The sequence below is a fragment of the Vibrio cidicii genome, assembly GCF_009665415.1.
Taxonomy (GTDB): domain Bacteria; phylum Pseudomonadota; class Gammaproteobacteria; order Enterobacterales; family Vibrionaceae; genus Vibrio; species Vibrio cidicii.
On sequence record NZ_CP035921.1, the window covers coordinates 2,145,703 to 2,171,271 of the forward strand.

The window sequence follows — 25,569 nt, forward strand, 5'->3', positions numbered from 1 at the left end:
AGCCGAGGCTCACCTTTTTTCTGAAACACGCCGTGTTATTCGTCTAAGAAGCTGCGCAGTGTTTCTGAGCGGCTTGGGTGACGCAGTTTACGTAGTGCTTTTGCTTCGATCTGACGGATACGCTCACGCGTTACATCGAACTGCTTGCCCACTTCTTCTAGAGTGTGGTCGGTGTTCATGTCGATACCAAAGCGCATACGCAGTACTTTTGCTTCACGAGGTGTTAGGCCAGCAAGAACGTCTTTAGTCGCCGCTTTCAGGCTAGTCGCTGTTGCTGAATCTAGTGGTAGTTCGAGCGTAGTATCCTCGATGAAATCGCCTAGATGAGAATCTTCGTCGTCACCGATAGGTGTCTCCATGGAGATTGGCTCTTTGGCAATTTTCAGTACTTTACGTATTTTGTCTTCTGGCATTTGCATGCGCTCAGCCAGTTCTTCCGGTAACGGCTCACGGCCCATCTCTTGTAGCATTTGACGCGAGATACGGTTGAGCTTGTTGATCGTTTCGATCATGTGTACCGGAATACGAATGGTTCGGGCTTGGTCCGCGATAGAGCGAGTGATCGCCTGACGAATCCACCATGTCGCATAAGTTGAGAACTTGTAACCACGACGGTATTCAAACTTATCTACCGCTTTCATCAAGCCGATGTTGCCTTCCTGAATGAGGTCGAGGAATTGCAAGCCACGGTTGGTGTACTTCTTCGCGATAGAAATAACCAGACGTAAGTTTGCTTCCACCATCTCTTTCTTCGCACGGCGAGCTTTCGCTTCACCGATAGACATGCGACGGCTGATGTCTTTGATGTTGTTAACAGACAAAGACGTTTCTTCTTCAATCGCTTTCAGTTTGGCGATAGAGCGACGAATGTCTTCTTCATGTTGGCGGATTTTTTCTGCGTATGGTTTGTCAGAGGCGAGGATCTGATCTAGCCATGCCTCGTTAGATTCGTTGCCTGTAAACAGAGCAATGAACGATTTTTTCGGCATCTTTGCGATTTCGACCGCTGATTTCATGATCAAACGTTCTTGGGTGCGAACGCGATCCATTGCCGTGCGAAGTTCGTTAACCAGATGATCAAACTGCTTTGGTGTGAGACGGAATTCTTTGAATACTTCCAGCATCACTTCATGAGCTTGAGCAACCTGAGCGCTGTCGTAGCCATGCTCGTTGATAGCAAGCTGAACGTTCTGGTAGCTGTTACGCAGTTGTGAGAACTTCTCAAGTGCAACTTCAGGATCGATGCCGATCTCTTCATCAGAATCTGAGCTTGAATCGTCGCCGTCTTCATCCTCGTCTTCATCGTCGTCAATGTCGTTGCTGTCTTCGTCTTCCAAATCCGCTTCGGCTAACTCAGAACCGATGTGTGTTGCAGTAGGAGCGGCGGTTTCGTCAGCGTTAGGATCGACAAAACCACTGATAAGGTCGGTCAGACGAAGCTCTTCTGCCTGCACTTTATCAAACTGCTCAAGGATGTAAGGAATTGTGCCTGGGTATTCAGCCACTGAAGATTGTACTTGGTTGATACCATCTTCAATACGCTTGGCGATGTCAATTTCGCCTTCGCGTGTTAGCAGTTCTACCGTGCCCATTTCGCGCATGTACATACGCACGGGATCCGTGGTACGGCCAATTTCGCTTTCTACACTCGAAAGTGCAGCCGCTGCCGCTTCGGCTGCGTCTTCATCGGTAATGTTTGTTTCATCACTCAGCGACAGGTCATCAGCATCAGGAGCAGTTTCTACTACTTTGATGCCCATGTCGTTGATCATCTGAATGATATCTTCCACCTGCTCGGAATCAACGATCTCGGCAGGTAGGTGGTCATTTACTTCGGCGTAGGTCAGATAGCCTTGCTCTTTGCCACGAATGACAAGTAGTTTTAGCTGTGACTGCGGATTATGATCCATAGACGGTATCCAACTTCGTAATCTGGTGAAGGAATTAGTATGCGAAATGCAAACCACTAACTATAGCAAATAAATTCGTTGCTGACTAATTAAACAGGGTTACGCTTTTAAATCTAGCATCAGTGCTAGCAGCTCCCTTCTTTCATCGGCTGATAAGCCGATACTTCTATCTTTTGCCTGCAGGTTTTCAATTTGCTTTTCGATGCACTGGGCAAGAATTTTATCCAGTGAATCCAAAAATATATCTTCTTCGTTATCTTCTACGAGAGGGATTTCCCAGCTCGCAAGACGAGACAGAAGGGTCTCATTCTGGCTACCGCGCCAGCTTTCTAACAATTGGCCCGTAGTGATATTGGGACGTGCTTGACACTTTTCAAGCACTTCTATCAATAAACTTAAGCCGGGTATGGTTAAGTGAGCGACTGAGCTCAGATCGGGCACCAACTGGGCAAAATCTGGGCGCTGGATTAACAAGGCGATGACTTCACGCATCGGGGTTCGCTTCAGCTCTCGGTGAGGCTGAGGCTTTTGTTCGCTTTGAGCTTGGCGCGCAATGAGTTGCTGCAATTGACGCTCATCAACCAAACCAAGTCGACGTCCCAACAATTCTCTCAAGTATAGACGTAAAGTTCCGCCTGGCACTTTATCAATTAATGGAACAGCGAGTGTACTGAGCTTTGCCATGCCCTCTTTGCTGCTCATATCCACCTGTTGAGCAAGAGAGCTAAACATAAATTCAGACAGTGGTGTAGCACTGGCAGCTTGTCGCTCGAACTCTGCTTTACCAAACTGGCGGATATAAGAATCCGGGTCTTCGCCGTCCGGTAGAAACATGAACTTAAGTTGTCGCCCATCGGTCAGGTACGGCAGCGCGTTTTCCATTGCACGCCAAGCTGCTTCTCGGCCCGCCCGATCACCATCATAGCAACATACCACAGTGCTGGTTTGTCTGAACAACACTTGCAACTGATCGCCAGTGGTGGAAGTGCCAAGGGAAGCAACGGCGTAATCTACGCCATATTGCGCCAAGGCGACAACATCCATATAGCCTTCGACCACCAAAATTTGTGGTGGCTCGCGATAGGCTTGCAATACTTCATAAAGGCCGTAGAGCTCTTTGCCTTTGTGGAAAATCGGTGTTTCAGGTGAGTTGAGGTATTTTGGCGTACCTTCGCCAATCACTCGCCCACCAAAACCGATGACCCGCCCACGGCGATCGCGGATGGGGAACATGATTCGGCCGCGAAAACGGTCGTAGCGATTGCCTTTGTCGTTTTCGATCAGCATGCCGCCCGAGACCAACATCTCTTGCGCATCACTGTGTTGGCCGAAATTTTTACGTACTAAATCCCACTCATCGGCGATGTAACCGATGCCAAACTTCTGCACTATTTCGCCTGAGAGGCCACGATTTTTCAGATAATCAATCGCTACTTTACCTGCAGGCTGTTTGAGTTGGTTACGATAAAACTGTGCGATGCTTGTCATCAAGTCATACAAGCTACGTTTTTCGCTGCTGCTTGCTTGAGGGGCTTGGCTAAAGCGTCCACTGCCTTGAGTGCTCTGTTCTCTCGGTACATCTAGACCAAGATAAGAGGCGAGTTCTTCAATGGCTTCAACAAACTCGAGTCGTTCGTATTCCATCATGAAGTCGATGGCATTGCCGTGCACACCGCAGCCGAAACAGTGGTAAAACTGCTTTTCCTGACTGACGCTGAACGAGGGGGTTTTCTCGTTGTGGAAAGGGCAGCAAGCACCGTAGTTCTTGCCTTTTTTCTTAAGTTTTACCCGTGCGTCAATGATATCGACGATATCGAGTCGAGCTAGGAGGTCATCAATAAAACTGCGAGGGATGTGTCCTGCCATAAAACCTAATAAAAAAGAGAAGAGTAGATACAAACAAGCCGTGCGCTCCAAAGGATAGCACGGCTTGCTGCAAACAGGTGTGGGAGTTAAGCCAGTTTAGCGCGAACTAAACCGCTCACTTTACCCATGTCTGCACGACCTTGAATTTGCGGCTTGAGCACAGCCATTACTTTGCTCATGTCTTGCATGCCCGCAGCGCCAGATTCAACAACGGCGGCTTCAACAAGCGCGGTTACTTCTTCTTCGCTAAGCGGTTGTGGCATGAAGTCTTCAAGCACAGTAATTTCTGCTTTCTCCGCATCGGCCAAGTCTTGACGACCTGCCGCTTCAAACTGCGATACAGAGTCGCGACGTTGTTTAACCATTTTGGTCAGCACAGCGAGAATGTCGTCGTCGCTCAGAGTAATCTGCTCGTCAACTTCACGTTGCTTAATGGCTGATAAGGCTAAACGGATTGTGCCAAGGCGCTGTTTGTCCTTGGCTTTCATCGCTAATTTTTGCTCTTCTTTGAGAGTGTCAATCAGAGCCATAACTAAATTCCTTTTGGGAGCTCAGTTATTAGTACAGGCGAACGCGACGTGCGTTTTCGCGAGCTAGCTTCTTAGCGTGACGCTTTTGAGCTGCTGCTTTAGCGCGTTTGCGAACTGTAGTTGGTTTTTCGTAGTGCTCACGACGACGCACTTCAGAAAGGATACCTGCTTTTTCGCAAGAGCGCTTGAAACGACGTAGAGCAACGTCGAACGGTTCGTTTTCACGTACTTTAACTACTGGCATATGCCTTTCACCTCAGGGGTTATTCGTTAGCGCTGGTAATAAATAGACAAATCACTAGCGATTGGTCTCTAACCAGCTTGATCAAAAATGGTGCGGAATTTTAATCCGATCACAATGGCTTTGTAAAGCCTTTTGTCGACTATTGTCTGTACAAAATTTGTTTGTCAGAGCCCAGCGAGGTAATATGTCGCCAATTTTCAATTAGCACTAAGCATACCGAGAACACTATGCGCATTATCGGCATTGAAACCTCCTGTGACGAAACAGGCATCGCCATTTATGACGATGAAAAAGGCCTACTGGCCCATAAATTATATAGCCAAATTAAACTGCATGCCGATTACGGCGGTGTCGTGCCTGAGCTCGCTTCTCGTGATCACGTGAAGAAAACCATCCCTCTTATTAAAGAGGCACTAAAAGAGGCCAAATTAACGTCAAAAGATATTGATGGTGTGGCGTACACCGCAGGCCCCGGCTTGGTTGGTGCCCTATTAGTTGGCGCGACGATTGGACGCAGTTTGGCGTACGCTTGGGGCGTACCCGCCGTGCCCGTACATCACATGGAAGGCCATTTGCTTGCGCCTATGTTGGAAGAGAACCCACCGCCGTTTCCGTTTGTGGCGGTGCTGGTCTCTGGTGGTCACTCAATGATGGTGGAAGTGAAAGGCATCGGTGAGTACAAAATCTTGGGCGAATCGATTGATGATGCGGCGGGTGAAGCATTTGACAAAACGGCGAAACTAATGGGCTTGGACTACCCTGGCGGACCGCTATTGTCTAAGTTGGCGGAAAAAGGCACATCAGGACGCTTTAAGTTCCCTCGTCCAATGATCAATGTGCCGGGGTTGGATATGAGTTTTTCCGGCTTAAAAACCTTTACTGCCAATACCATTGCAGCCAACGGTGATGATGAGCAGACTCGTGCCGATATCGCCTTAGCGTTTGAAGAGGCGGTGTGTGAAACCTTGGCGATAAAATGCAAGCGAGCTCTCGAGCAAACCGGTATGAAGCGTATTGTGATTGCGGGCGGGGTGAGTGCCAACAAACGTTTACGCGCCGAGTTAGCGAAATTGGCGAAGAAAGTGGGCGGTGAAGTCTACTATCCGCGCACCGAATTTTGTACCGACAATGGCGCGATGATTGCTTACGCCGGTATGCAACGTTTGAAGAACAATGAAGTGTCAGATCTAGCGGTTGAGGCGCGTCCACGCTGGCCGATTGATACGCTGACGGCAATCGAACAATAACAGAGACAAACGGTCGCCAAGGCGGCCGTTTTTATCAGTCAAAAGGATAAAAAATGAAGACATTCGAGATTGATGGTCACCAGATGGCTTATCAAGATGTGGGCCAAGGCCCAGTTTTACTGTTTGGCCATAGTTATTTGTGGGATAGCCAAATGTGGGCACCGCAAATTGAGTGGCTAAGCCAATCCTTTCGCTGCATCGTACCTGAACTGTGGGCGCACGGACAATCACAGGCAGCGCCAGCGAACTGCCATTCATTGGGTGATTACGCGCGTCATGTGCTGGCCTTGATGGACCATCTAGCCATTGAGCAGTTTTCTGTTGTTGGCTTATCCGTCGGCGGCATGTGGGGGGCGGAGTTAGTCTCGCAGGCACCTGTGCGGGTGAAGTCTTTGGTACTGATGGATACCTTTATCGGCCTAGAATCCGAAGTGACGCACAAAAAATATTTCGCTATGTTAGACGCCATTAGTCAAAGCCAAATGGTGCCACCACCGATCGTGGATGCGGTGGTGCCGCTGTTTTTTGCCAACGATGCGAAAGAGAAAAATCCTCAGTTGGTTGATGATTTTACACAAAAACTGGCCTCTCTTTCCGGAGAGCAAGCGGTGCAAGTGGCGAGAGTGGGTCGTATGGTGTTTGGTCGCCGAGATGTGATTGAAGATGCGGAGAACTTTGCCTTGCCGACGCTTATTGCTGTGGGTAGAGAAGATAAGCCGCGTCCGGTGTTCGAGTCCTATCTGATGCAAGATGTGATCACGTCTAGTCAACTAATCGAGATCCCCAATGCAGGCCACATTAGTAATCTGGAGCAGCCGGAGTTTGTTAACCGTATGCTGAGCGATTTTTTTGCGCAGGTTTACGCATAAATTCAGGTTTACGCATGAATGTGTAAAAAAGCAGCAGGTTCACGTTGAAGCTGCTGCTTTTTATTGTTGTTGAGCATCCGTGATTAAGGTTTGGGGAAAGGCAATTTCTTTTCGCCGATTTTCGGCTCTTCGCCAGTAAAAAGGCGGCGGATATTTTGATGATGGCGCAGCACAATCAAGCAGCACAGCATACCGACAGGCAAGGTGTACTGAGGTTTGATCATCCACGTATAAAAGGGTGCAAGCAGTACAGTGATGAGCGCGGCCAGTGAAGAATAGCGAAACAGCAATGCCACCGTCAGCCAAGTAACCATGATCATCGCGGTCAAATCAAGGCCGATGGGGGCGATCGCGCCAAGTGCGGTAGCCACACCTTTACCACCCTGAAAATGAAAGAAAATTGGGTACATATGGCCTAAACAAGCCGCAATGGCAATCACGCCAAGTAAGATGGGGTCGATACCGAAATAGTAACCGCTCCACACCGGAATGGTGCCTTTGAGCATGTCACAGAGCAAAACAGCGGCTGCGGCACCTTTTCCGCCTATTCGTAGCACATTGGTTGCGCCAGGGTTATTGGAGCCGACACCTCGTGGATCAGGCAATCTCAGCACACGACAAATCAACACCGCGCTGGATATTGATCCCAGCAGGTAGGCGATGATGGTCATTGTCACTGCCAGTGCGTCCATGTGAGTACCTAAATATTTGGAAATTAATGCTCATTTTTCGCGTAGTTGCTATCATAGCGCGATTGCGAAAATAATACGATGAATTTACCCCAAACGGGTATCCGACCTCTAATAAGGACAAAACATGGCGCTGGACAAAGTGTTTATTGAACAGTTGGAAGTGATCACCACCATCGGTGTGTACGACTGGGAGCAGGAGATCAAACAGAAGCTGGTACTGGATATCGAGATGGCCCACGACAATCGCCCTGCTGGCAAAAGCGACGATGTGCGCGACGCGCTCGATTATGCCCAAGTGAGTGAGGCCGTGCTGACACATATCGAAGGTGGTCGTTTTCTGTTGGTCGAACGTGTCGCCGAAGAAGTGGCTGAGTTGATCATGAGCCGTTTTAACGTTCCTTGGATTCGTATCCGTCTGGCCAAGCCCGGAGCCGTGCCACAGGCGCGCGCGGTGGGCGTTATCATTGAACGAGGTCAGGCATGAACACCGCGTATATCGGCGTGGGTAGCAACCTAGAGCGAGAGAAACACGCCCGCGCAGCTTGGCAAGAGTTGGCGGCATTGGGCAGTGATTTACGCGCTTCGCCGATATACGAATGTGCTGCGGTCGGTTTTGATAGCCATCCTTTTTTTAACTTTGTTATTCAGCTCAATACTGACCTCGCACTGCCGGAGTTTGTCGCACGTTTGCGCGCGATCGAACATAAGTGGGGTCGAGATACGAATGCGCAAAAATTTCAAGATCGCACCTTAGATCTCGATATTGTGTTGTTTGGTGATTGCATTTGTGCGCAAAATCCGCAGTTGCCTCGCAGCGATATTTTTAAATATCCTTTTGTCATCCAACCTTTGTATGATTTGCAACCGGAGTTGACCATACCGGGTGATGGCCGCACCGTCGAGCAAATTTGGCGCAATGCAAAGGAGCTCGACTCTTTGCAAAGAATTGATTTTTCATTATAAAAACCGAGTAAACCATGAGTTATTTTGAAGCGTTTGTGTTGGCTTTGATCCAAGGCCTAACGGAGTTTTTGCCGATTTCCAGTTCGGCGCATTTAATTTTGCCCTCGGCGATTTTTGGCTGGGCAGATCAAGGGTTGGCTTTCGATGTCGCTGTGCATGTAGGGACGTTGGCCGCAGTGGTCATCTACTTCCGCCATGAAGTGATCACGCTGTTTTCGGCTTTGTTCGCCTCCATTTTTAAAGGGGATCGCAGTAAAGAAGCGAAGCTGGCGTGGATGATCGTGCTGGCGACCATTCCTGCCTGTATTTTTGGCTTATTGATGAAAGATGTGGTTGAGGTTTACTTACGCAGCGCTTATGTGATCGCAACCACGACCATCATCTTCGGCTTGTTGCTGTGGTGGGTTGATAAGAATGCCACGCTGCTCAATGATGAGTATCAAGCGGGTTGGAAAAAAGCGCTCTTTATCGGCCTTGCTCAAGCAGTGGCCATTATCCCAGGCACTTCTCGCTCAGGAGCCACCATTACCGCAGCGCTTTATCTGGGTTTTACCCGTGAGGCTGCAGCGCGTTTCTCTTTCTTAATGTCGATCCCGATTATTACCTTGGCGGGTTCTTACCTTGGTTTGAAACTCGTCACTAGCGGTGAGCCAGTGCATGTTGGTTTCTTACTGACCGGGATTATCACCTCATTTGTCAGTGCTTATCTGTGTATCCATCTGTTTTTGAAGATGATCTCACGTATGGGCATGATGCCCTTTGTGATTTATCGTTTGATTCTGGGCGTCGGTTTGTTTGCCTACCTGCTCAGCGCTTAAGTGTTTAACTCGCTCAGCTCATTTTAAAAAGGCCCGCGGATTGTGATCCGCGGGCCTTTTTTGCTCTATGGCTGAGAGTGTTATATCACTCTAGCGGCCAAGCGCGTTGGTCACTGCGGCAATGCGGCGTTTTTCCAGTTCATCGCGAATCGCAGAACCTTTGAATCCCGCTTCGATCACCGTTTGCACCTCAACGGACAATGCGGCTTGGTATGCACGCATCATAAGTTCTGACTGCGGATACGGTTCGTTCTCCAGCCCTTTTCTACCGGCATGATCCGCCTCGCAGCACAATAGGATCTCTTTTAATCGTTCCGCTTTGCGCCACACATCAAAGCCATTGAGGATCTTGATGATGGTTGCTGGTTTAAGTTCAGCGGCGCGGTGAATGTTAGAGTGTTGCTCACAGACCAACAGCGCCAAATCGCGAAATTCATTGGGAATGCGCACTCGTTCACAAAGGCGCTGGATCAGTTTCTGCCCGGTGTGGCAGTGCAGCTTATGGCTTGGCCACTCTTCCTTGGGTGTCACGCCTTTGCCTAAATCGTGCACTTGCGCGGCGAAACGAACTACAGGCGATGGGCTGCGCTTGGCAGCTTGCTCAGCGACCAGTAAGGTATGAATGCCTGTATCAATTTCCGGGTGCCACTTTTCTGGCTGAGGCACGCCAAACAGCGCATCGATTTCTGGCAGCACGACCGCCAAGGCGCCGCACTCTCGCAGCACTTGCAGAAAAACTTGCGGCGCATCGCTATTGAGCGACTTGAACCACTCCTGCCAGACCCGTTCGGCAGTTAAGGCTTGCAGCTCGCCGGATTCTACGATGCTTCTCATTAGCGTCATCGTCTCCTCGGCGATACGAAAACCCAGCGGCGCGAGTTTTGCCGCAAAGCGTGCCACGCGCAGAACGCGCAGCGGATCTTCGGTAAACGCACTGGAGACATGCCTTAATAGTTTATCGGCGAGATCTTGCTGTCCGCCATAAGGATCGATGATCTGGCCTTGCGCGTCCATCGCCATGGCATTGATCGTCAGGTCACGACGCAGGAGATCCTCTTCCAAGGTCACCTCCGGTGAGAAAAAGCACTCAAAGCCTTTATAACCGGCCGAGGTTTTTCGTTCCGTACGCGCAAGGGCATATTCCTGTTTGGTTTTGGGGTGCAGAAATACCGGAAAATCGCTGCCAACGGCGGTGTAACCTGCGCTGAGCATGGCTTCGGCGGTTGCGCCGACCACGACCCAGTCGTTATCGTAAACCGGGATTTGCAGTAATCGGTCTCTGACTGCGCCACCGACTAAGTAAACTTCCACGTGTGACCTCGAATAATTGCTGATCTGACTGGACATTGTAGCAAGCAATGGTACTTTGCTCCCTATTGAAATGAGCCCGTTGCGTTTGGATTGTGTATGTATAAGGACTTTTTTGGCTTCTCTGAGTTGCCATTTTCGATTGTGCCGAACTCGCGTTATCTCTATTTGAGTCAACGTCATCGTGAAGCCATCACCCATCTGCAGGCAGGTTTGGGCGATGGCGGTGGTTTTGCCATGCTAACTGGTGAAGTGGGGACAGGCAAAACCACTGTGGCTAAGTCGATGTTGGCCAACTTAGGTGACAACAAGTGCGCCGCGCTGCTACTCAATCCGACCTTCTCCAGCTTGGAACTGCTCGAAGCAATTTGTGATGAGTTCAATCTCAGCTATCCACAGCAGGCAAGCCTCAAGCAACTCCATCAGATCATTCATCAGTTCTTACTGCGCAATCACCAAATGGGGAGGCAAACACTGCTGGTGATTGATGAAGCGCAGCACCTCGCGGCGGATGTACTGGAGCAACTGCGCTTACTCACCAACTTAGAAACCGAGAGCAGTAAACTGCTCAAAGTGTTGCTGGTCGGGCAGCCTGAGCTGCAAAAGCTGCTGCAAACCACCCAACTGCGTCAATTAGCCCAGCGCATTACGGGCCGCTACCATTTGTTACCCTTAGATGAGCGAGAGACGGCCGACTACATCGCTTTTCGTCTGCATACCGCCGGAGGTGACAAGCAACTGTTTGATCGCAGCTCCACCAAGCTGATTGCCAAATACAGCCACGGTATCCCGCGTTTGATTAACTTGATTTGCGATAAAGCGCTGCAATTGAGTTTTTACCAAAGTACGCTGCTGGTGTCCAAAACCAATGTGCAGAAAGCGTGTGAAGAGGTGATGCAGTTTCAGGCGCAAATCTATCAGCAGCCACAAACAGGCCGCTCCACTACAAGGTGGGCAAAAAGTGCCGTGGCGCTGAGCATCATCGCGCTGCTGGCAAGCGGTGGTTACTGGTACACCACGCAGCTAAGCACAAATCAAGCCGCAGTGGCTAGCGATGTTGAACCCGATGCGCCAAGCAGCGCTCTCGTGATTGCACCTGCACCGTCAGAGAATATCGTCGACTTGATGATGGCTCGGCAAGATCCACAGCAGGCGCTGAGTGAGCTGTATCAAGTGTGGGGATATCAGGCGAGTGAGCAAGACAGCTTGTGTCTTAATGCGCCACTGTCGGTATTTCGCTGTGCTCGCTTGCAGAGTAATTGGCAGGAGATAGTGCAGGCTAACCGTCCAGTGGTGTTAACGCTACAGCAGCAGAATCAGCGTGGGTATGTGGTGCTTTGGCGCGTGCAGCATGAGTGGGCGGAGGTGCTCAATGGCGATGCGCGCCTGCGAGTACCAGTGAGCGAACTGCTCGCTTTGTGGCGCGGAGAAACGATGGCTATTTGGCGTGCGCCGCTGCGTGACACCTTAAAGCTCAACATGAGCGGCGAAGCGATTACGCTATTAGACCAGCTACTGGCGAAAGCACTCAATGATGATCCGCTAGGCGGTGAGCACTTTGATAGCGCGCTGCAACGCCGAGTGGAATGGTTCCAACAATGGCAGGGGATAAATGTCGATGGTATCGCCGGGCCGAACACTTTGTCGCGTTTGCAGCAGTTGGTTCAATTGAGCGCGCCGAGTTTACAGCAAGGGGCTGAATTGGCCGAACAAGAGAAGGTGGCGCAACGCTTGAGCTATCCGCCGTTCGGTTATCTATCACCGTTGCCTAGAACTTTTCCGCAGGCGTCTCTGGCTGAAGCCACATCTCCGCCTATACTGCTCACGCAAAATGCCTCTTCACCTGAGCAACCGAACGCGGATAAGGCGCAAGACTTACTCGATAACCTAGATCTCTCGGGTTTTTCTCCAGAACTGGCGATGAAAGTGGAAAGTGCGTTGGCTTCACCATCACCCGAGCCAAGTCAGACAAAACAGGGGGAAGTGCACTCGCTGGAAATGGAAGCGGCGCGCTGGCGTGGGCGTTTACCGGCACTGAATCTGCAATCGCATATTTACTCCAATGACAGCCAACGACGCTGGTTGAAGATCAATGGTGCAGAGTATCACCAAGGGGATTGGATTGAGCAGCAAGTTAAGCTGGTGGAAATTTTACCTCAGTCGATTGTGGTGGAGTTTGACGGCGAGAAGATTGCCATTCCAGCCCTGTATGAGTGGAAGGGATGAGCGTAAAGACGGATAAAAATCAGGCCGCAATCGCGGCCTGAACGTTTCGTATTATGCCCAGCCTGACGGGGATTTTTTACGGCGTGGGATTAAGTGGGGCAAAATCAAGCCAAAGAGCAAGCCACCGCCCGCGACACCGCCGCCATACATAAAGTATTTCAATAGCAGATCGTCTTTCTGGGTATCTAGTTTCGCGCGCAGTTGGCGATTTTCCGTTTGAACAGCGGTGAGCTGCTCGCTGATTTCGCCATACTTCATCTCCAGTTCGGAAATTTGTTGGTTACGGTTTTCCAGTGAATCGACCAAGCCCGCTTTTTCAGTGTCAGCACTTTGGCGCGCGTTGGCCAGTTGCGCTTTCACATCTTTGAGTTCTTTTTCCAAACGCGGAAGGCGGATCGCCATGCTTTCTTGGCGAGTGATGAATTTTGTTTGTACCCAGCCTTTGCGGCCACGTTCATCAACCACTTCGCTGTAACCTGTTTCGCTGTTGCTTTGTACTAACTGAATTTTGCTGCCAGCATCAATACTGCCGATGATACGGAAAGTGTTGTTTGGCCCAGAATGCATGTAGGTAAACAGTTCATCTGCAATGTAGCGGTCTTGTGCGAAGAGTGACGGCACAGCAAAGACAGTCAGCAAAACCGTAACGATGAGTTTTTTCACAATAAATCCCTTAACGATTTCTTTAGAGTCGGCGATAAATGCCCCGATGGACGAATAGTAAAAAGTTTCCCAAACTCATGCAACAAAGAAGGGAGGCAAAGCCTCCCTTAATGTGCGTTTGAGTCAAATATGACAAGGTGCTTACAAAATCGGCCCCTGTTTTACATATTTCTGACGCTTTGTGTTAGCCAAAAATCGCTTGCATCATATAGAAGAAGACGACAGCTAACAGTGCGCCCGCAGGCAGTGTTACTACCCAAGAAGCGACGATATTGCGTACCACGCCAAGGTTGAGTGCAGCGATACCACGCGCGAAACCAACACCCAGCACAGCGCCGACAAGGGTTTGTGTGGTTGAAATTGGCAAACCTGTGCCTGATGCCAGCACAACGGTTGATGCGGTTGCGAGCTGCGCGGCAAAGCCACGGCTTGGCGTGAGCTCAGTAATACCAGTACCGACAGTGGCCATCACTTTATGACCTAAAGTGGCAAGACCAACCACGATACCAAAACCGCCGAGAGGTAGGATCCACCAAGCAATTTGGCTTTTCGCCGTGATTTCGCCCATGTGCTCAACGGTAGACACGACCGCAGAAAGCGGACCAATCGCGTTGGCGACGTCATTTGAGCCGTGAGCAAAGGCCATGGCACAGGCGGTAATCACCATCAAAACGCTGAAAATGCTCTCTACGCCAGCGAAGCTGTGGTCATCTTCACGGCTAGCAAATTTTTTCTGGATATAAAGGTAACCACCGACCATTACGAGGGCAGAAATGGCGATTGAGGCCATCCACGCTTCAGAGCTGCTAAGGTGCAAGCCCACGTGTTTGAGACCCTTTTTGATAGTTACCAGCGCGATCACCATAGTGGTGATGAACATGTAAATCGGGACGAAGCGTTTTGCGTTTAGCAGGGGCTTCTCGGTATCGAAGATCAGACGCTGTGCGCTGACGAAGATAAGGTATGCAAAGAAACCAGAGATAAGCGGAGTGATGATCCAACTGCCGACAATGCCTTTAACACTGCTCCAGTCAACCGCTTCTGTGCCAACAGAAACACAGGCAAAACCAATGATGGCGCCGATAATCGAGTGAGTCGTTGAAACCGGCCAACCCATGTAAGACGCCAGCAATAGCCAGCTACCGGCCGCTAAAAGAGCGGACATCATGCCATAAACCAGAATGTCGGGCTTGTCGGCAAAAAGAGATGTTTCGATAACACCTTTACGGATAGTGTCGGTTACTTCACCGCCTGCAAGGTATGCACCCGCAAATTCAAATATCATCGCAATGATGATGGCTTGTTTTACGGTAAGCGCTTTCGAACCGACTGAGGTGCCCATGGCGTTGGCAACGTCATTTGCGCCAATACCAATTGCCATCATAAATCCGAAAGCCGCTGCAACAAGAATCAGGACCGTGCCGTAGTTCGCAAGGATATCCATCGTAATACCTAGTTGATTTATAACAAGCGGAGCAAAATCAAACATACGTTTGTCCTGTTTTGGTCTTTTTCTGTGATGACCAAAACAGGTTGACTATGCTCTTTGTTATTTTTCGTTTACTTAATGTTTTAAGATCGAGATAGCATCAATTCCAGACGCGCGCCTACACGCTGAGCCTGGTCTGCAATACCGCCAACCCATTCGAAAATCTTGTATAGGAACATGACATCTATAGGGTTCATCTCCGATTCAATGGCCATCAGTTGCTGACGTAGAGTGATTTGCATCGCGTCGGTATCGTCTTCGATAACATCCAGCTGATTGATCATCTCTGCGACCAGAGTCACTTCGCGGCCTTTAAATCCGGTTTCGAGGAGTTCATCCAGCTCGTTAATCACGTTTTGAGCCTGATTAGCGGCATCAAGACAACGTTGAACGTAAGCGATGAAATTGGATTGGAGTGCTTCAGGAATCACCAGTTTGCGACCGTAGACGCGACCTGCGACATCCTTTGCCAGGTTTGCCAGTTTGTCTTGCTGAGTCAGGAGCTCCAGCATGTCGGTACGATCGACGGGTAAGAACAAACCGCGAGGAAGTTTGAGACGAATTTCTCGTTTCAGGACGTCCGCTTCTTTCTCAAGATGAGAGATTTGTGCGCGAATTTCCGCTGCTTTTTCCCAATCGCCCTCTGAACAGACTTCAAAGAACTTGATCAGGTGTGAGCAACATTCGTTGACACAAACCACGTGACGCTGCAAAGGCTTTATAGGGGACTTTGCAAATAACCCCATAATTGTATTTACTGGCATGGTCATTCAACCTAATAACTATAACCTTAAAAGAACATACACCATTTCATGGTGAAATGTTGAGCGATGGCTATAAAGGCGCGCATGTTAACGCATTAAATCCCGCATTAAAACTGTTTTAGATCATCTCTAGTGCGATATTTCTTTCTTGCCCCGTAAGAATTTAGGCAATATCCTGTTCCAGTCTGCTTTGAAAGGTATAACTATGGAAACCGAGATAGAACTGAAGTTTTTTGTTTCTCCTGAATTTTCAGAAACTTTGCGAGAAAAAATCGCCGAAACCAAAGTACTTCAGCACAGTTGTCGAGATCTGGGTAACACCTACTTTGACACCCCAGACAACTGGCTTCGTCAACACGATACAGGCTTAAGGATACGCCGCTTTGATGACGTTTTTGTTCAGACTGTCAAAACGGCTGGACGCGTCGTTGCAGGCTTACATCAACGTCCCGAGTACAACGCAGAACATACCTGCAACATTCCCGATCTCTCACTGCATCCGCTTGATATCTGGCCGCAAGGCAAAGAGATTGAAACCTTACAAGCCGAATTAATGCCGCTTTTTTCCACCAACTTTAGCCGTGAACAGTGGTTAATTGGTATGCCAGATGGCAGCCAAGTTGAAGTAGCGTTTGACCAAGGCTTAGTCAACGCACAGGACAAAGAAGACACGATTTGTGAAGTGGAACTGGAGCTCAAATCTGGCCAGACCGACGCGCTGTTTACTTTGGCTCGTTTGTTGTCTGAATCGGGCGGCATGCGTCTTGGTAACTTAAGTAAAGCGGCCAAAGGCTATCGCCTAGCGCAAGGTTATCAAGGCGATGAAGTGAAATCGCTCAGTTTGGTTGATACTGGCAAGCTCGATAACGTTGAGTATTGTTTGATCAATTCACTGGAGCATGCGCTGTCGCACTGGCACTACCACGAACAGATATACGTTGAGCGTGAGTCGGTGGAGGCTCTGCGCGAAATCAATCATGCTATCAGCTTTATTCGGCAAACCTTGACCATCTTTGGCGGGGTTGTGCCGCGCCGCGCTAGCGCCATTTTGCGCCAAGAGCTGAAATGGTTGGAAGAAGAGCTGGCGTGGTTGAGCGAGCATGCGCATTTAACCGAACTTTTGGAAGACAAAGGTCATGTACTGCGCAAGCTGGACGCACGTAAATTTCTCGTTGCTGAGCTCACTCAGCAACTTGACAACCTGCCGGATCGTGAAGAGATGTTGCGTCTATTAACCAGTGCGCGTTACACCGGCTTGTTGCTTGATTTGAGCCGCTGGATTCTAACTCGTGGTTGGCAGCCGTTTTTGGATGACAAAGCGCGCGAGCAGATGGCTAGCTCGGTCAAAGAGTTTTCCGTCTTGCAGTTGGACAGGACTTGGACGGAGTTGATGGAAGCCTTTCCCGCCGAGCAAGAGATGTCGGCGCAGGCGTATATTGATCAACGCTATCGCTTAATGCGCAATCTTTACACTGGGGTCGGCTTTGCCAGCCTTTACGATGCTGAAGAGCGTAACGGCTTTCGTATGCCTTGGGCTGATCTGATCCACGGTATTGATGACCTATTGATGCTGCGCCACTTACATCCTTTATGTGAGAAATTGGCCGTTGAAGAGCGTGAGCAATTAGAGCGCTGGCTGCTGCGCCAAGAACGCTCCATCTTGCACGCGATGGATCAAACACGCGCCATCGGTCTTGAAGCAGAACCTTACTGGCGACGTTAACAGGGTTGTTCGAGAAAATAGGGCATTTGCCCTATTTTTTTATCTGCTGTTCCAGACGCTCAAGCCGGTTGAGGATCTCTTCTTGGCGCTGCAACATGGTCTCTAGCATCTTCTCTTTATTAATCGAGCGCGAGGTTTGCTGGTGGGTTGGGCTGGTGAGTAGCGAAGTGATTAAGCCCGAGATCATGCCAAACAGCCCTACACCGCAGAGGATCACTATCACTGCGACGATCTTTCCCCCATCCGTCACTGGGTAATGATCGCCATACCCGACGGTGGAGATGGTGACAAACGCCCACCACAACGCATCAATCCCCGTCTGAATATTCGCTCCTTCTTCCTTGCCTTCCATAAAAAGCACCAGACCCGAGCCGAGCATCACTAGCACCACCATTAAGAGTAAAATTGAAGCTAAAGTCGTTTCTTTCCGGTTATTTTTCAGTTGTTTAAAAACGGAGTGGGATGAGCGTAGTACTAAGATGACGCGCAGAATGTGAAACAGCCTTGCGAAACGCAGTGGCTCCACTAAAGGGATACTGGCGAGAAAATCGATCCAGTGAGTTTTCATAAAGTTGCGCTTGTCTGCGGCGCGGATCAAATCTACGCTCAGTTGTAGCAGGAAAATGCTACAGATTATGAAATCCAATCCGATAAGGATCTGGCGAGTTTCTTTATCGATAGGAAAGAACAACAAGCCAGAGATCACAAATAGCGCCATAAAAGACAAGATTAGTGATAACAGACTCATAGGTTTGGTGCTGTCTTTGATATCATTGCTATTCATACGGGGCTCGAAATAAATAGGTTGGCTCAATTTTCTCTTCAGAGTCAGCGCAATTTTAATCGGGGCAACGCGCTCTGAGATAAGACTATAAAAGACTTGGTGGAGAACTGACAATGGAAAAGCTGGCGTTTAAACCCTGGGAAAGGGTGATTTCAGACATTCGCCTGGTTCCCAAGATGGTTATGCTGATGGTGTTCAGTACGATCTTAATCGTGGGGAAACAGCTGTGGGATGCGAGTACTTTTTATCAAGCTTTGCTGGCGGCAACGCAGAATGAGCAGCTTGCGCAGCATCACTATGATGCTTACTTAGTACAAGTTGCTTGGCAAACCGCATTGTTGATTGTGCTGTTTATTGTGCTGTTGATGGCGGCGGCGAGTGTGATGCTGCGTCAGACGCGTTATCTCAATGATGCCATCAAGCTTATGGCGCAGAAAAACCTCTCCGTTCCTTTTGGCATGGAGTGTAAAGATGAATACGGTGACGTGGCGCGTGAGCTGGAGAAGACCCGTAAACAGTTACATGATGTGATTAAAACTCAGATTAATGCCTCCGATGAGCTCTCTGGATTGACCGAAGTGATGACGCTGAGCATGTCGGAAACTAAAGAGTCTGCCCAAGAAGAGTTTAACGAAATTGACCAACTGGCCACGGCAATGAGCGAGATGACCTCTACGGTACAGACGGTGGCCGAGCATGCGCACAGCGCCTCTTCACTGACGGAGCTGGCATCCGAGCAGGCGAAAAAAGGCCAGCAGTTCCTCAAGGGTACCGTAAATAAAATGAGCCAGCTCTCTTCGGATATTTCGGCCTCGGCACAGGCGGTTAATCAAGTGGAAGAGCGGGTAGATGCGATCGGAAGCGTTGTCGGCACCATTCAAGGCATTTCTGAACAAACTAACCTGCTGGCATTGAACGCGGCGATTGAAGCCGCGCGTGCTGGTGAAGCTGGGCGTGGGTTTGCCGTGGTGGCTGATGAAGTACGTAACCTAGCACAGCGCACTCAGCAAGCGACGGTAGAGATTCAAGATATGATCTCGCAGTTGCAAAGCAGTGCAACTTCGGCGGTGGAACTGATGGAAAAAAGCGTGGTTGAAGCGGCGGAAGGGGTTGATTTGGTCTCTAACGCGGGCCACGAACTGGATGGCATCGTAGGCCAAGTCACGCAAATTAATGAGATGAACCTTCACATTGCCACGGCTGCGGGTCAGCAAAGCAGTGTTGCGGCCGAGATGGATCAAAACCTCACCAATGTGCGTGAGCTGGTGGAAGCCTCGGTGGTGGTGGTGAGTGAACTTCTCGAAACCTCGGAAATCATGCAAAACAATGCCGAAGAGCTGGATAAAAAGATCAAGTTATTCCGCGTCTAGCACCGAGAAAGCGGAAAAAAAGCCGAGAAAAAAGAGAGAACGCCCACATTGTCGATGTGGGCGTTTTTTATGGCGGCAACTCTGATATAAATAGCACAAAGCAAAACATTACAAGGAAGAATCATGCACTTGCCTTCGTCATTACAGCCTGTCGCAGAACGGGCGATGCAAAGCGCCCAACAAGCGGGCTACCTTGAGCATTGGTCGGCAGAGTTCGCTGAACAATACCGCTATGTCGCAGGGCTCAGCCCTTTTATTGTCGAGGCGCTGCAGCGCGACAGTCTGCTTGCCGAGCAATTGCCGACGATGTTGACGGATGAAAGTCGTCAGGAATCATACCGCGTTCAATTAGCCTCACTACTGGCTGAGTGTCGTGACGAAGCAACGGGACAGCGCGTACTGCGCCAGTTTCGTAATCGTGAGATGGTTTATATCGCTTGGAAAGACTTCAGCCAAAATTGGAGTTTGCAAGCGTCACTGAGCCATCTTTCCCAACTGGCCGAGGCGATGATTTTTGAAACTTACCAGTGGCAATACGCTTTGTGCTGCCAAGAGTGGGGAACGCCGACCAATGCGGCGGGTGAAGCGCAGCCGATGTTGATTATCGGCATGGGCAAACTCGGCGGTGGTGAGCTCAATTTTTCTTCCGATATCGATCTGATTTTCACTTATCCGGAAAACGGAGAGACCCAAGGCGCACGGCGTAGCATTGCCAACGCGCAGTTTTTTACCCGCCTTGGTCAGCGGATCATCAAAGCGCTCGATCAGCAAACCTTTGATGGCTTTTGTTATCGGGTGGACATGCGTTTACGCCCCTTTGGTGAGAGTGGCCCGCTGGTGATGAGTTTTGCTGCGTTGGAAGATTACTACCAAGAGCAGGGGCGTGATTGGGAACGCTACGCGATGATCAAAGCGCGCGTGATGGGACGGGAGATGTACCCGCAATACCAAGAACTGCGCCAGATGCTGCGTCCGTTTGTCTTCCGTCGTTATATCGATTTCAGCGCGATTCAATCGCTGCGGCGGATGAAGTCGATGATCAGCAGCGAAGTGCGTCGCCGTGGTTTGACCAATAACATCAAGCTCGGTGCTGGTGGCATCCGCGAAATCGAATTTATCGCTCAGGTCTTTCAATTGATCCGCGGCGGGCGCGAACCCAGTTTACGCAAGCGAGGGCTCTTGACCACGCTGGAAGCGATTGCCCAACTGCAACTGCTGACTCAAGAAGAAGTCAGTAGCCTGACGGTGGCCTATCAGTTTTTGCGTCGTTTGGAAAATTTACTGCAAGCCATGGCCGACAAACAGACGCAAACCTTGCCGGAAAGTGAACTGGAGCAACAGGCTCTTGCTACGGCGATGGGTTATGCCGACTGGCAAAGTTTATTGCTAGAGGTCAATCAGCACATGGCGGCGGTGCATCAAGTGTTTGAAACCTTGATCGGTGATGACGAAGAGGAAGTGAGTCCGGTGGCGCACCACTTCAGCGAGCTATGGGATATGGCCCACAATCCAGAAGTGATTGAGCAGATTCTACAAAACGATCTCTCTCTTGCCGACCCCAGCGCAGTTGCCCAGCAAGTGATTCAGTTCAAAGCCGATCTGGCGAAAAAGACCTTAGGGCCGCGCGGGCGAGATGTGCTCAATCACTTGATGCCGAAAGTGTTCAGCGCGGCTTTTGCTCATCCTGAAGCGCAATTTGGTTTGCCGCGGGTGTTTTTCTTATTGCACAGCATCGTCACCCGCACCACGTATCTGGAACTGCTGGACGAACATCCAGCCGCGTTAACGCAGTTGGTGCGCCTGTGCACCGCCAGCCCGATGATTTCGCAGCAGTTAGCGCGTTATCCTATCTTGCTCGACGAGCTTATCGACCCGCAGCAGTTGTATAACCCCATCCCACTCGAATCCTATCGCACTGAGCTGCGCGATTTCCTCGCCCGTATTCCTGAAGAGGATATGGAGCAGCAAATGGAAGCGCTGCGCCAGTTTAAACAGATCTGCATTTTACGTATCGCAGCGGCTGATATCGCAGGTGTATTGCCAGTAATGAAAGTGAGCGATCACTTAACCTATTTAGCAGAAGCGATTGTCGAAGCCGTTGTCTATCAAGCTTGGCAACAAGTGGCGGAAAAATATGGTGAGCCAACCCATCTGAAAGAGAGAGAGGGCAAAGGTTTTGCGGTGGTCGGTTATGGCAAAGTGGGCGGCTGGGAGCTGGGGTACAACTCCGATCTGGACGTGGTTTTCCTCCATGACTGCCCAACCAATGTCTATACCGATGGCAAAAAGGAGATTGATGGACGCCAATTTTACTTACGTCTGGCACAGCGCATCATCCACATTTTCTCGACTCGTACCGCGTCGGGCATCTTGTATGAAGTGGACACGCGCCTGCGTCCGTCCGGTGCATCGGGTTTACTGGTGTGCCCAGTGGATGCGTTTGATGAATACCAGCGCCAAGAAGCGTGGACTTGGGAGCATCAGGCGCTGGTTCGTGCCCGTATGATTTATGGAGATGACGATCTCGCGAGCGAATTTGCCCGTGTTCGCCACGAGGTACTGGCGTTGCCGCGTGATGAAAACCAACTGAAAAAAGAAGTGGCGGAGATGCGAGTAAAAATGCGCGAACACCTTGGTGGCAAGAAAGCAGACCGCTTCATGCTCAAACAAGATCAAGGCGGGATCACCGATATCGAGTTCTTGGCCCAGTACCTAGTACTCAATTTCAGCGCGAGTAAGCCGAAAATGACGCGCTGGTGTGACAACGTGCGCATCTTTGAAACCTCGATTGCGCAAGGTGTGATGGACGAATCACAGGCGCTGGCGCTAACGCAGGCCTACACGCGTATGCGTGACGAGATCCATAAACGCAATTTGCTTAATCTGGATGCGGATGTGGCTCTGGATAAATTTACCGCTGAGCGACAGGTCGTAATGGATGCTTGGAACGCGTGGCTGGGCTAGCACCTTCAACTATTTAGCCCGCAAAAGGGCTGTGCTAAACTCTGCGCAGCAAAAAATTTGGAGATCGACAATGAAACCTATCCTACCTGATTACAGCAATGCAGGTGTTCTGATCATCGGCGACGTCATGTTAGACCGCTACTGGTATGGACCTGTGAACCGCATTTCCCCAGAAGCGCCGGTACCTGTCGTTAAAGTCGACAACAATGAAGAGCGTCCGGGCGGCGCGGCAAACGTGGCCATGAACATTGCTTCACTGGGCGGCCTTGCGCACATCGTTGGTCTGACGGGTGAAGATGAGCCAGCCAGAGTGCTGACGGAAACGCTCAGTTCACTCAAGGTGAAGTGCGATTTTGTCTCTCTGCCAGACTACCCAACCATCACTAAACTGCGAGTGATGAGCCGCGGTCAGCAATTGATCCGCCTCGACTTTGAAGACAAGTTTGCCAATATCGATCAAGCGTTGATCCTCTCTCGCATGGAACGCACTTTGCCACAGGTGCAGGCTGTAATTCTCTCTGACTACGACAAAGGTGCGTTAGAGCATGTTGAAGCGTTGATCGCTAAAGCGCGCGCCGCCAATGTGCCGGTATTCATCGATCCTAAAGGCACCAATTTTGAACCGTATCGCGGTGCGACTCTGCTGACTCCGAATATGTCGGAGTTTGAAGCGGTGGTTGGCAAAGTCACCTCGGAAGAGGATTTAGTGGCCAAAGCACTGGCGTTGATTGAGAAGTTTGATTTCTCTGCGCTACTGGTAACTCGCAGTGAACACGGCATGACCTTAGTGCGCCCGGGGCAAAAGCCATTCCATCTGCCAACACAAGCCAAAGAAGTGTATGACGTGACAGGGGCTGGGGATACGGTGATCTCTGTTTTGGCTGCTTCGGTTGCGGCGGGGAAACCACTGGAAGAGGCGTGCGCTCTAGCGAATGCCGCCGCCGGTGTCGTTGTTGGCAAACTGGGCACCTCGACCTTATCTACCATCGAGCTGGCTGAAGCGATTCATGGCAGCCGTGATACCGATTTTGGCGTGATTACTGAAGCGGCACTGATCGATGCCGTCAAAGCGGCGCAGGCCAAAGGCGAAAAAGTGGTGATGACTAACGGCTGTTTCGACATTTTGCATGCAGGCCATGTTTCCTACCTCAACAATGCGGCCAAACTGGGCAATCGCTTAATTGTGGCGGTAAATACCGATGAATCGGTCAAACGCCTCAAAGGGCCGGGGCGCCCGGTCAACCCAACCGATCGCCGTATGGCCGTCTTGGCGGGATTGGGCGCAGTCGATTGGGTGGTGCCTTTTAGCGAAGATACTCCGCAGCGCTTGATTGCCGCGGTATTGCCGGATCTGTTGGTCAAAGGTGGCGACTATAAACCCGAAGAGATTGCTGGTGGCGCAGAAGTGATTGCCGCGGGCGGCGAAGTGAAGGTACTCAACTTCGAAGATGGCTGCTCGACCACAGAGATCATCGATGCGATCAAAGGCGGTAAAGGTTAATCACACGCCAAGATGGAGATCAAAAAAGGGTTACAGATGAAGTAACCCTTTTTGTTTCGCACTTTCTTTTATTTCGCACTTTCGTTAAGCAAGCCAGCGGAGAGACTGGCTCACTATGGGTGCTTATTTTTTCGCAATCAAACCCGCATCGACATCGAGAATATCCTGTTCACTCAAGGTGCCCACAGCTTGACGCAATTGCAGCACGCTCAGGATGTAGTTGTAACGAGCATCAGAGAGGTTTTTGTTGGCATCGTAGAGGCGGCGAGTGGCATCTAACACGTCAACGATAGTGCGAGTGCCTACATCAAAGCCCGCTTCGGTTGCTTCCAGTGCGGATTTCGCTGAGACAACGGATTGCTCATAAGCGCGTAGCGCACCGATTGACGCATTGATGTTATTCTTCTGCGCACGCACTTCTTTGACCACACCACGGTAAGTGGCTTCCAAATCTTGGCTGGTTGCTACGTAATTGAACTCAGCTTGTTTGGTTTGTGAGGTAATATTACCGCCAGTATACAGAGGTACGTTCAGGTTAAGGCCAATATTAAAGTTGTTGGTTGTACCGTCAGAACTTTCACTGCTACCAATATCGGCGTAGTTGTAGCCACCATCGAGCGTAAGAGAAGGCAGATGACCAGAGCTGGCCAGAGAAATGTTCTCTTTAGCGATGTCAGTGGCAATACGTGCTGACAGCAAGCTGAGGTTTTTCTCTTGCGCCTCTTCGATCAACGCTTCTGCAGGAGTGCTTGAGCGGCTGGCGGTGAAACGTTTGGTGTCCAGCACATTTAGGTTTTTGTGCTCTTGCCCTGTGATCTCACGTAGCGCTTCGTAGCTGTTAGTTAGGCTGTTTTCGGCCAACACTTCATCAGCCAAAACGCCATCGTACTGCGCTTGCGCGTCGTGTACGTCGGTAATTGCGGACAAACCAACTTCAAAACGCTGCTTGGTTTGCTCAAGCTGACGCGCAACGGCGGCTTTTTCTGCACGGACAAAATCCAAGTTATCTTGCGCTTTAAGAACCGCAAAATACGCTTGTGCGACACGCAGGATCAAGGCTTGTTGTGTTGCCGCGTAAGAGGCATCCGCTTGACGAGCGGTTTTCTCGGCGTTGTCTAGCGTAATCCAAGAGGAACGCTTGTAGAGTTCCTGAGAAAAACTGATGCCGGCAGAAAGCGCATTTTGGTCATTATCACGTGAGCCGCCCGCGTCTAAATCGGTATCACCACGGGTCAGGTTGTACCCTGCGGTCAAATTAATTTGTGGCAACAAGCTGCTGCGACTTGAGGTGATCGCTTCAAAAGCAGCATCACGCTTTGCTTTGACACTTAGCAGTTGTGGATCATTTTGTTTAGAGAGATCGTAAATCTCTGCCAGAGAATCAGCCCAAGCCGATGTGTTGAGGCCGCCTAGTACTGCACCGATAAGCAGTGGAAGCAGTTTTTTCATTTTTTCATTCCTGCCGTTTATAGTTTGATTAATTCCCAAGAGTCTAACCTAAGTTGCTGGATATTTACCCTAAATTCTGCATTTTTTCTTAGTAGCTGTCCACTTGTATAATAAAAACATCAACAATACTAAAAAATTTTAGAACAATTATATGAAAAGTTGAGCCAAGTCCTTTGAGTCATGTTTAAA

21 protein-coding genes are annotated in these 25,569 nt (G+C 50.0%); 10 read left to right on the top strand and 11 right to left on the bottom strand.

Features of this window, described 5'->3' with window-relative positions:
* Nucleotides 1–35 precede the first annotated feature (35 nt).
* The 4 genes from rpoD to rpsU all read right to left on the bottom strand — a co-directional run bounded on the left by rpoD (nt 36) and on the right by rpsU (nt 4,550).
* Entirely contained in the window at nt 36–1,910 is a 1,875-nt protein-coding gene (gene rpoD, locus EWA64_RS10945; RefSeq protein ID WP_061894107.1) for an RNA polymerase sigma factor RpoD, read from the bottom strand.
* 99 nt (nt 1,911–2,009) lie between these two features.
* Nucleotides 2,010–3,776: a DNA primase gene (gene dnaG / locus EWA64_RS10950; RefSeq protein WP_061894108.1), complete on the bottom strand. Its 1,767-nt coding sequence runs from the start codon at nt 3,774–3,776 to the stop codon at nt 2,010–2,012.
* Between the two features lie 86 nt (nt 3,777–3,862).
* Entirely contained in the window at nt 3,863–4,306 is a 444-nt protein-coding gene (locus tag EWA64_RS10955; RefSeq protein ID WP_039435597.1) for a GatB/YqeY domain-containing protein, read from the bottom strand.
* Nucleotides 4,307–4,334: 28 nt separating this feature from the next.
* On the bottom strand, nt 4,335–4,550 hold the full coding sequence (gene rpsU, locus EWA64_RS10960; protein ID WP_001145625.1) for a 30S ribosomal protein S21: 216 nt from the start codon (nt 4,548–4,550) through the stop codon (nt 4,335–4,337).
* Nucleotides 4,551–4,777: 227 nt separating this feature from the next.
* Between rpsU and tsaD the strand changes: the two genes are divergently transcribed.
* Nucleotides 4,778–5,797, top strand: a complete 1,020-nt coding sequence (tsaD, locus tag EWA64_RS10965) for a tRNA (adenosine(37)-N6)-threonylcarbamoyltransferase complex transferase subunit TsaD (protein ID WP_061894109.1) — start codon at nt 4,778–4,780, stop codon at nt 5,795–5,797.
* Nucleotides 5,798–5,850: 53 nt separating this feature from the next.
* A complete protein-coding gene (locus EWA64_RS10970; protein WP_061894110.1) occupies nt 5,851–6,666 on the top strand; it encodes an alpha/beta fold hydrolase in 816 nt (271 codons plus the stop codon).
* Between the two features lie 83 nt (nt 6,667–6,749).
* On the opposite strand, the gene plsY is transcribed toward EWA64_RS10970, so the two are convergent.
* Nucleotides 6,750–7,358 (bottom strand): glycerol-3-phosphate 1-O-acyltransferase PlsY, encoded by a 609-nt coding sequence (plsY, locus tag EWA64_RS10975; protein WP_039435591.1) that lies wholly within the window; start codon nt 7,356–7,358, stop codon nt 6,750–6,752.
* A 124-nt stretch (nt 7,359–7,482) separates the two neighbouring features.
* Between plsY and folB the strand changes: the two genes are divergently transcribed.
* From folB to EWA64_RS10990, 3 genes are read left to right on the top strand one after another with little or no spacing between them, the layout of a single operon-like run.
* The gene (gene folB / locus EWA64_RS10980; protein WP_061894111.1) at nt 7,483–7,842 is read left to right on the top strand and encodes a bifunctional dihydroneopterin aldolase/7,8-dihydroneopterin epimerase; all 360 of its coding nucleotides are present in this window, start codon (nt 7,483–7,485) and stop codon (nt 7,840–7,842) included.
* Nucleotides 7,839–8,321, top strand: coding sequence for a 2-amino-4-hydroxy-6-hydroxymethyldihydropteridine diphosphokinase (folK, locus tag EWA64_RS10985; RefSeq protein ID WP_061894112.1), 483 nt, complete (start codon nt 7,839–7,841; stop codon nt 8,319–8,321). Before folB ends, folK begins: the two co-directional genes overlap by 4 nt.
* Nucleotides 8,322–8,335: 14 nt before the next feature.
* Nucleotides 8,336–9,139, top strand: coding sequence for an undecaprenyl-diphosphate phosphatase (locus EWA64_RS10990; protein ID WP_039440726.1), 804 nt, complete (start codon nt 8,336–8,338; stop codon nt 9,137–9,139).
* 90 nt (nt 9,140–9,229) lie between these two features.
* Here EWA64_RS10990 and EWA64_RS10995 read toward each other — a convergent pair whose 3' ends face one another.
* The gene (locus EWA64_RS10995) at nt 9,230–10,450 is read right to left on the bottom strand and encodes a multifunctional CCA addition/repair protein (protein WP_061894215.1); all 1,221 of its coding nucleotides are present in this window, start codon (nt 10,448–10,450) and stop codon (nt 9,230–9,232) included.
* 96 nt (nt 10,451–10,546) lie between these two features.
* Between EWA64_RS10995 and EWA64_RS11000 the strand changes: the two genes are divergently transcribed.
* Complete coding sequence (locus EWA64_RS11000) at nt 10,547–12,673, top strand: AAA family ATPase (RefSeq protein WP_061894113.1); 2,127 nt, start codon at nt 10,547–10,549, stop codon at nt 12,671–12,673.
* A 51-nt stretch (nt 12,674–12,724) separates the two neighbouring features.
* Here the strand turns inward: EWA64_RS11000 and EWA64_RS11005 are convergent, their stop codons facing one another.
* The 3 genes from EWA64_RS11005 to EWA64_RS11015 all read right to left on the bottom strand — a co-directional run bounded on the left by EWA64_RS11005 (nt 12,725) and on the right by EWA64_RS11015 (nt 15,589).
* Nucleotides 12,725–13,336 carry a TIGR04211 family SH3 domain-containing protein gene (locus EWA64_RS11005; RefSeq protein WP_061894114.1) on the bottom strand — a complete coding sequence of 204 codons (612 nt, stop codon included), beginning with the start codon at nt 13,334–13,336 and terminating at the stop codon, nt 12,725–12,727.
* Nucleotides 13,337–13,520: 184 nt separating this feature from the next.
* A complete protein-coding gene (locus EWA64_RS11010; RefSeq protein ID WP_061894216.1) occupies nt 13,521–14,780 on the bottom strand; it encodes an inorganic phosphate transporter in 1,260 nt (419 codons plus the stop codon).
* 128 nt (nt 14,781–14,908) lie between these two features.
* The gene (locus EWA64_RS11015) at nt 14,909–15,589 is read right to left on the bottom strand and encodes a TIGR00153 family protein (RefSeq protein WP_061894217.1); all 681 of its coding nucleotides are present in this window, start codon (nt 15,587–15,589) and stop codon (nt 14,909–14,911) included.
* A 205-nt stretch (nt 15,590–15,794) separates the two neighbouring features.
* Here EWA64_RS11015 and EWA64_RS11020 point away from each other — a divergent pair, with 205 nt between their 5' ends.
* Entirely contained in the window at nt 15,795–17,312 is a 1,518-nt protein-coding gene (locus tag EWA64_RS11020) for a CYTH and CHAD domain-containing protein (RefSeq protein WP_061894115.1), read from the top strand.
* A gap of 31 nt (nt 17,313–17,343) precedes the next feature.
* Here the strand turns inward: EWA64_RS11020 and EWA64_RS11025 are convergent, their stop codons facing one another.
* Nucleotides 17,344–18,096, bottom strand: a complete 753-nt coding sequence (locus EWA64_RS11025) for a potassium channel family protein (protein ID WP_061894116.1) — start codon at nt 18,094–18,096, stop codon at nt 17,344–17,346.
* 113 nt (nt 18,097–18,209) lie between these two features.
* Between EWA64_RS11025 and EWA64_RS11030 the strand changes: the two genes are divergently transcribed.
* The 3 genes from EWA64_RS11030 to hldE all read left to right on the top strand — a co-directional run bounded on the left by EWA64_RS11030 (nt 18,210) and on the right by hldE (nt 23,931).
* Nucleotides 18,210–19,466 carry a methyl-accepting chemotaxis protein gene (locus EWA64_RS11030; RefSeq protein WP_061894117.1) on the top strand — a complete coding sequence of 419 codons (1,257 nt, stop codon included), beginning with the start codon at nt 18,210–18,212 and terminating at the stop codon, nt 19,464–19,466.
* Nucleotides 19,467–19,631: 165 nt separating this feature from the next.
* On the top strand, nt 19,632–22,430 hold the full coding sequence (gene glnE / locus EWA64_RS11035; protein ID WP_483368914.1) for a bifunctional [glutamate--ammonia ligase]-adenylyl-L-tyrosine phosphorylase/[glutamate--ammonia-ligase] adenylyltransferase: 2,799 nt from the start codon (nt 19,632–19,634) through the stop codon (nt 22,428–22,430).
* 70 nt (nt 22,431–22,500) lie between these two features.
* Entirely contained in the window at nt 22,501–23,931 is a 1,431-nt protein-coding gene (hldE, locus tag EWA64_RS11040; RefSeq protein ID WP_061894119.1) for a bifunctional D-glycero-beta-D-manno-heptose-7-phosphate kinase/D-glycero-beta-D-manno-heptose 1-phosphate adenylyltransferase HldE, read from the top strand.
* A 123-nt stretch (nt 23,932–24,054) separates the two neighbouring features.
* Here hldE and tolC read toward each other — a convergent pair whose 3' ends face one another.
* Entirely contained in the window at nt 24,055–25,380 is a 1,326-nt protein-coding gene (tolC, locus tag EWA64_RS11045) for an outer membrane channel protein TolC (protein WP_061894120.1), read from the bottom strand.
* Between the last annotated feature and the right edge of the window lie 189 nt (nt 25,381–25,569).

Excerpts from the sequence above, each read along its gene's own strand:
- rpoD (WP_061894107.1), bottom strand. The coding sequence starts at position 1,910 with ATGGATCATAATCCGCAGTCACAGCTAAAACTACTTGTCATTCGTGGC.
- dnaG (WP_061894108.1), bottom strand. The coding sequence starts at position 3,776 with ATGGCAGGACACATCCCTCGCAGTTTTATTGATGACCTCCTAGCTCGA.
- EWA64_RS10955 (WP_039435597.1), bottom strand. The coding sequence starts at position 4,306 with ATGGCTCTGATTGACACTCTCAAAGAAGAGCAAAAATTAGCGATGAAA.
- rpsU (WP_001145625.1), bottom strand. The coding sequence starts at position 4,550 with ATGCCAGTAGTTAAAGTACGTGAAAACGAACCGTTCGACGTTGCTCTA.
- tsaD (WP_061894109.1), top strand. The coding sequence starts at position 4,778 with ATGCGCATTATCGGCATTGAAACCTCCTGTGACGAAACAGGCATCGCC.
- EWA64_RS10970 (WP_061894110.1), top strand. The coding sequence starts at position 5,851 with ATGAAGACATTCGAGATTGATGGTCACCAGATGGCTTATCAAGATGTG.
- plsY (WP_039435591.1), bottom strand. The coding sequence starts at position 7,358 with ATGGACGCACTGGCAGTGACAATGACCATCATCGCCTACCTGCTGGGA.
- folB (WP_061894111.1), top strand. The coding sequence starts at position 7,483 with ATGGCGCTGGACAAAGTGTTTATTGAACAGTTGGAAGTGATCACCACC.
- folK (WP_061894112.1), top strand. The coding sequence starts at position 7,839 with ATGAACACCGCGTATATCGGCGTGGGTAGCAACCTAGAGCGAGAGAAA.
- EWA64_RS10990 (WP_039440726.1), top strand. The coding sequence starts at position 8,336 with ATGAGTTATTTTGAAGCGTTTGTGTTGGCTTTGATCCAAGGCCTAACG.
- EWA64_RS11000 (WP_061894113.1), top strand. The coding sequence starts at position 10,547 with ATGTATAAGGACTTTTTTGGCTTCTCTGAGTTGCCATTTTCGATTGTG.
- EWA64_RS11010 (WP_061894216.1), bottom strand. The coding sequence starts at position 14,780 with ATGGATATCCTTGCGAACTACGGCACGGTCCTGATTCTTGTTGCAGCG.
- EWA64_RS11015 (WP_061894217.1), bottom strand. The coding sequence starts at position 15,589 with ATGCCAGTAAATACAATTATGGGGTTATTTGCAAAGTCCCCTATAAAG.
- EWA64_RS11020 (WP_061894115.1), top strand. The coding sequence starts at position 15,795 with ATGGAAACCGAGATAGAACTGAAGTTTTTTGTTTCTCCTGAATTTTCA.
- EWA64_RS11025 (WP_061894116.1), bottom strand. The coding sequence starts at position 18,096 with ATGAATAGCAATGATATCAAAGACAGCACCAAACCTATGAGTCTGTTA.
- EWA64_RS11030 (WP_061894117.1), top strand. The coding sequence starts at position 18,210 with ATGGAAAAGCTGGCGTTTAAACCCTGGGAAAGGGTGATTTCAGACATT.
- glnE (WP_483368914.1), top strand. The coding sequence starts at position 19,632 with ATGCAAAGCGCCCAACAAGCGGGCTACCTTGAGCATTGGTCGGCAGAG.
- hldE (WP_061894119.1), top strand. The coding sequence starts at position 22,501 with ATGAAACCTATCCTACCTGATTACAGCAATGCAGGTGTTCTGATCATC.
- tolC (WP_061894120.1), bottom strand. The coding sequence starts at position 25,380 with ATGAAAAAACTGCTTCCACTGCTTATCGGTGCAGTACTAGGCGGCCTC.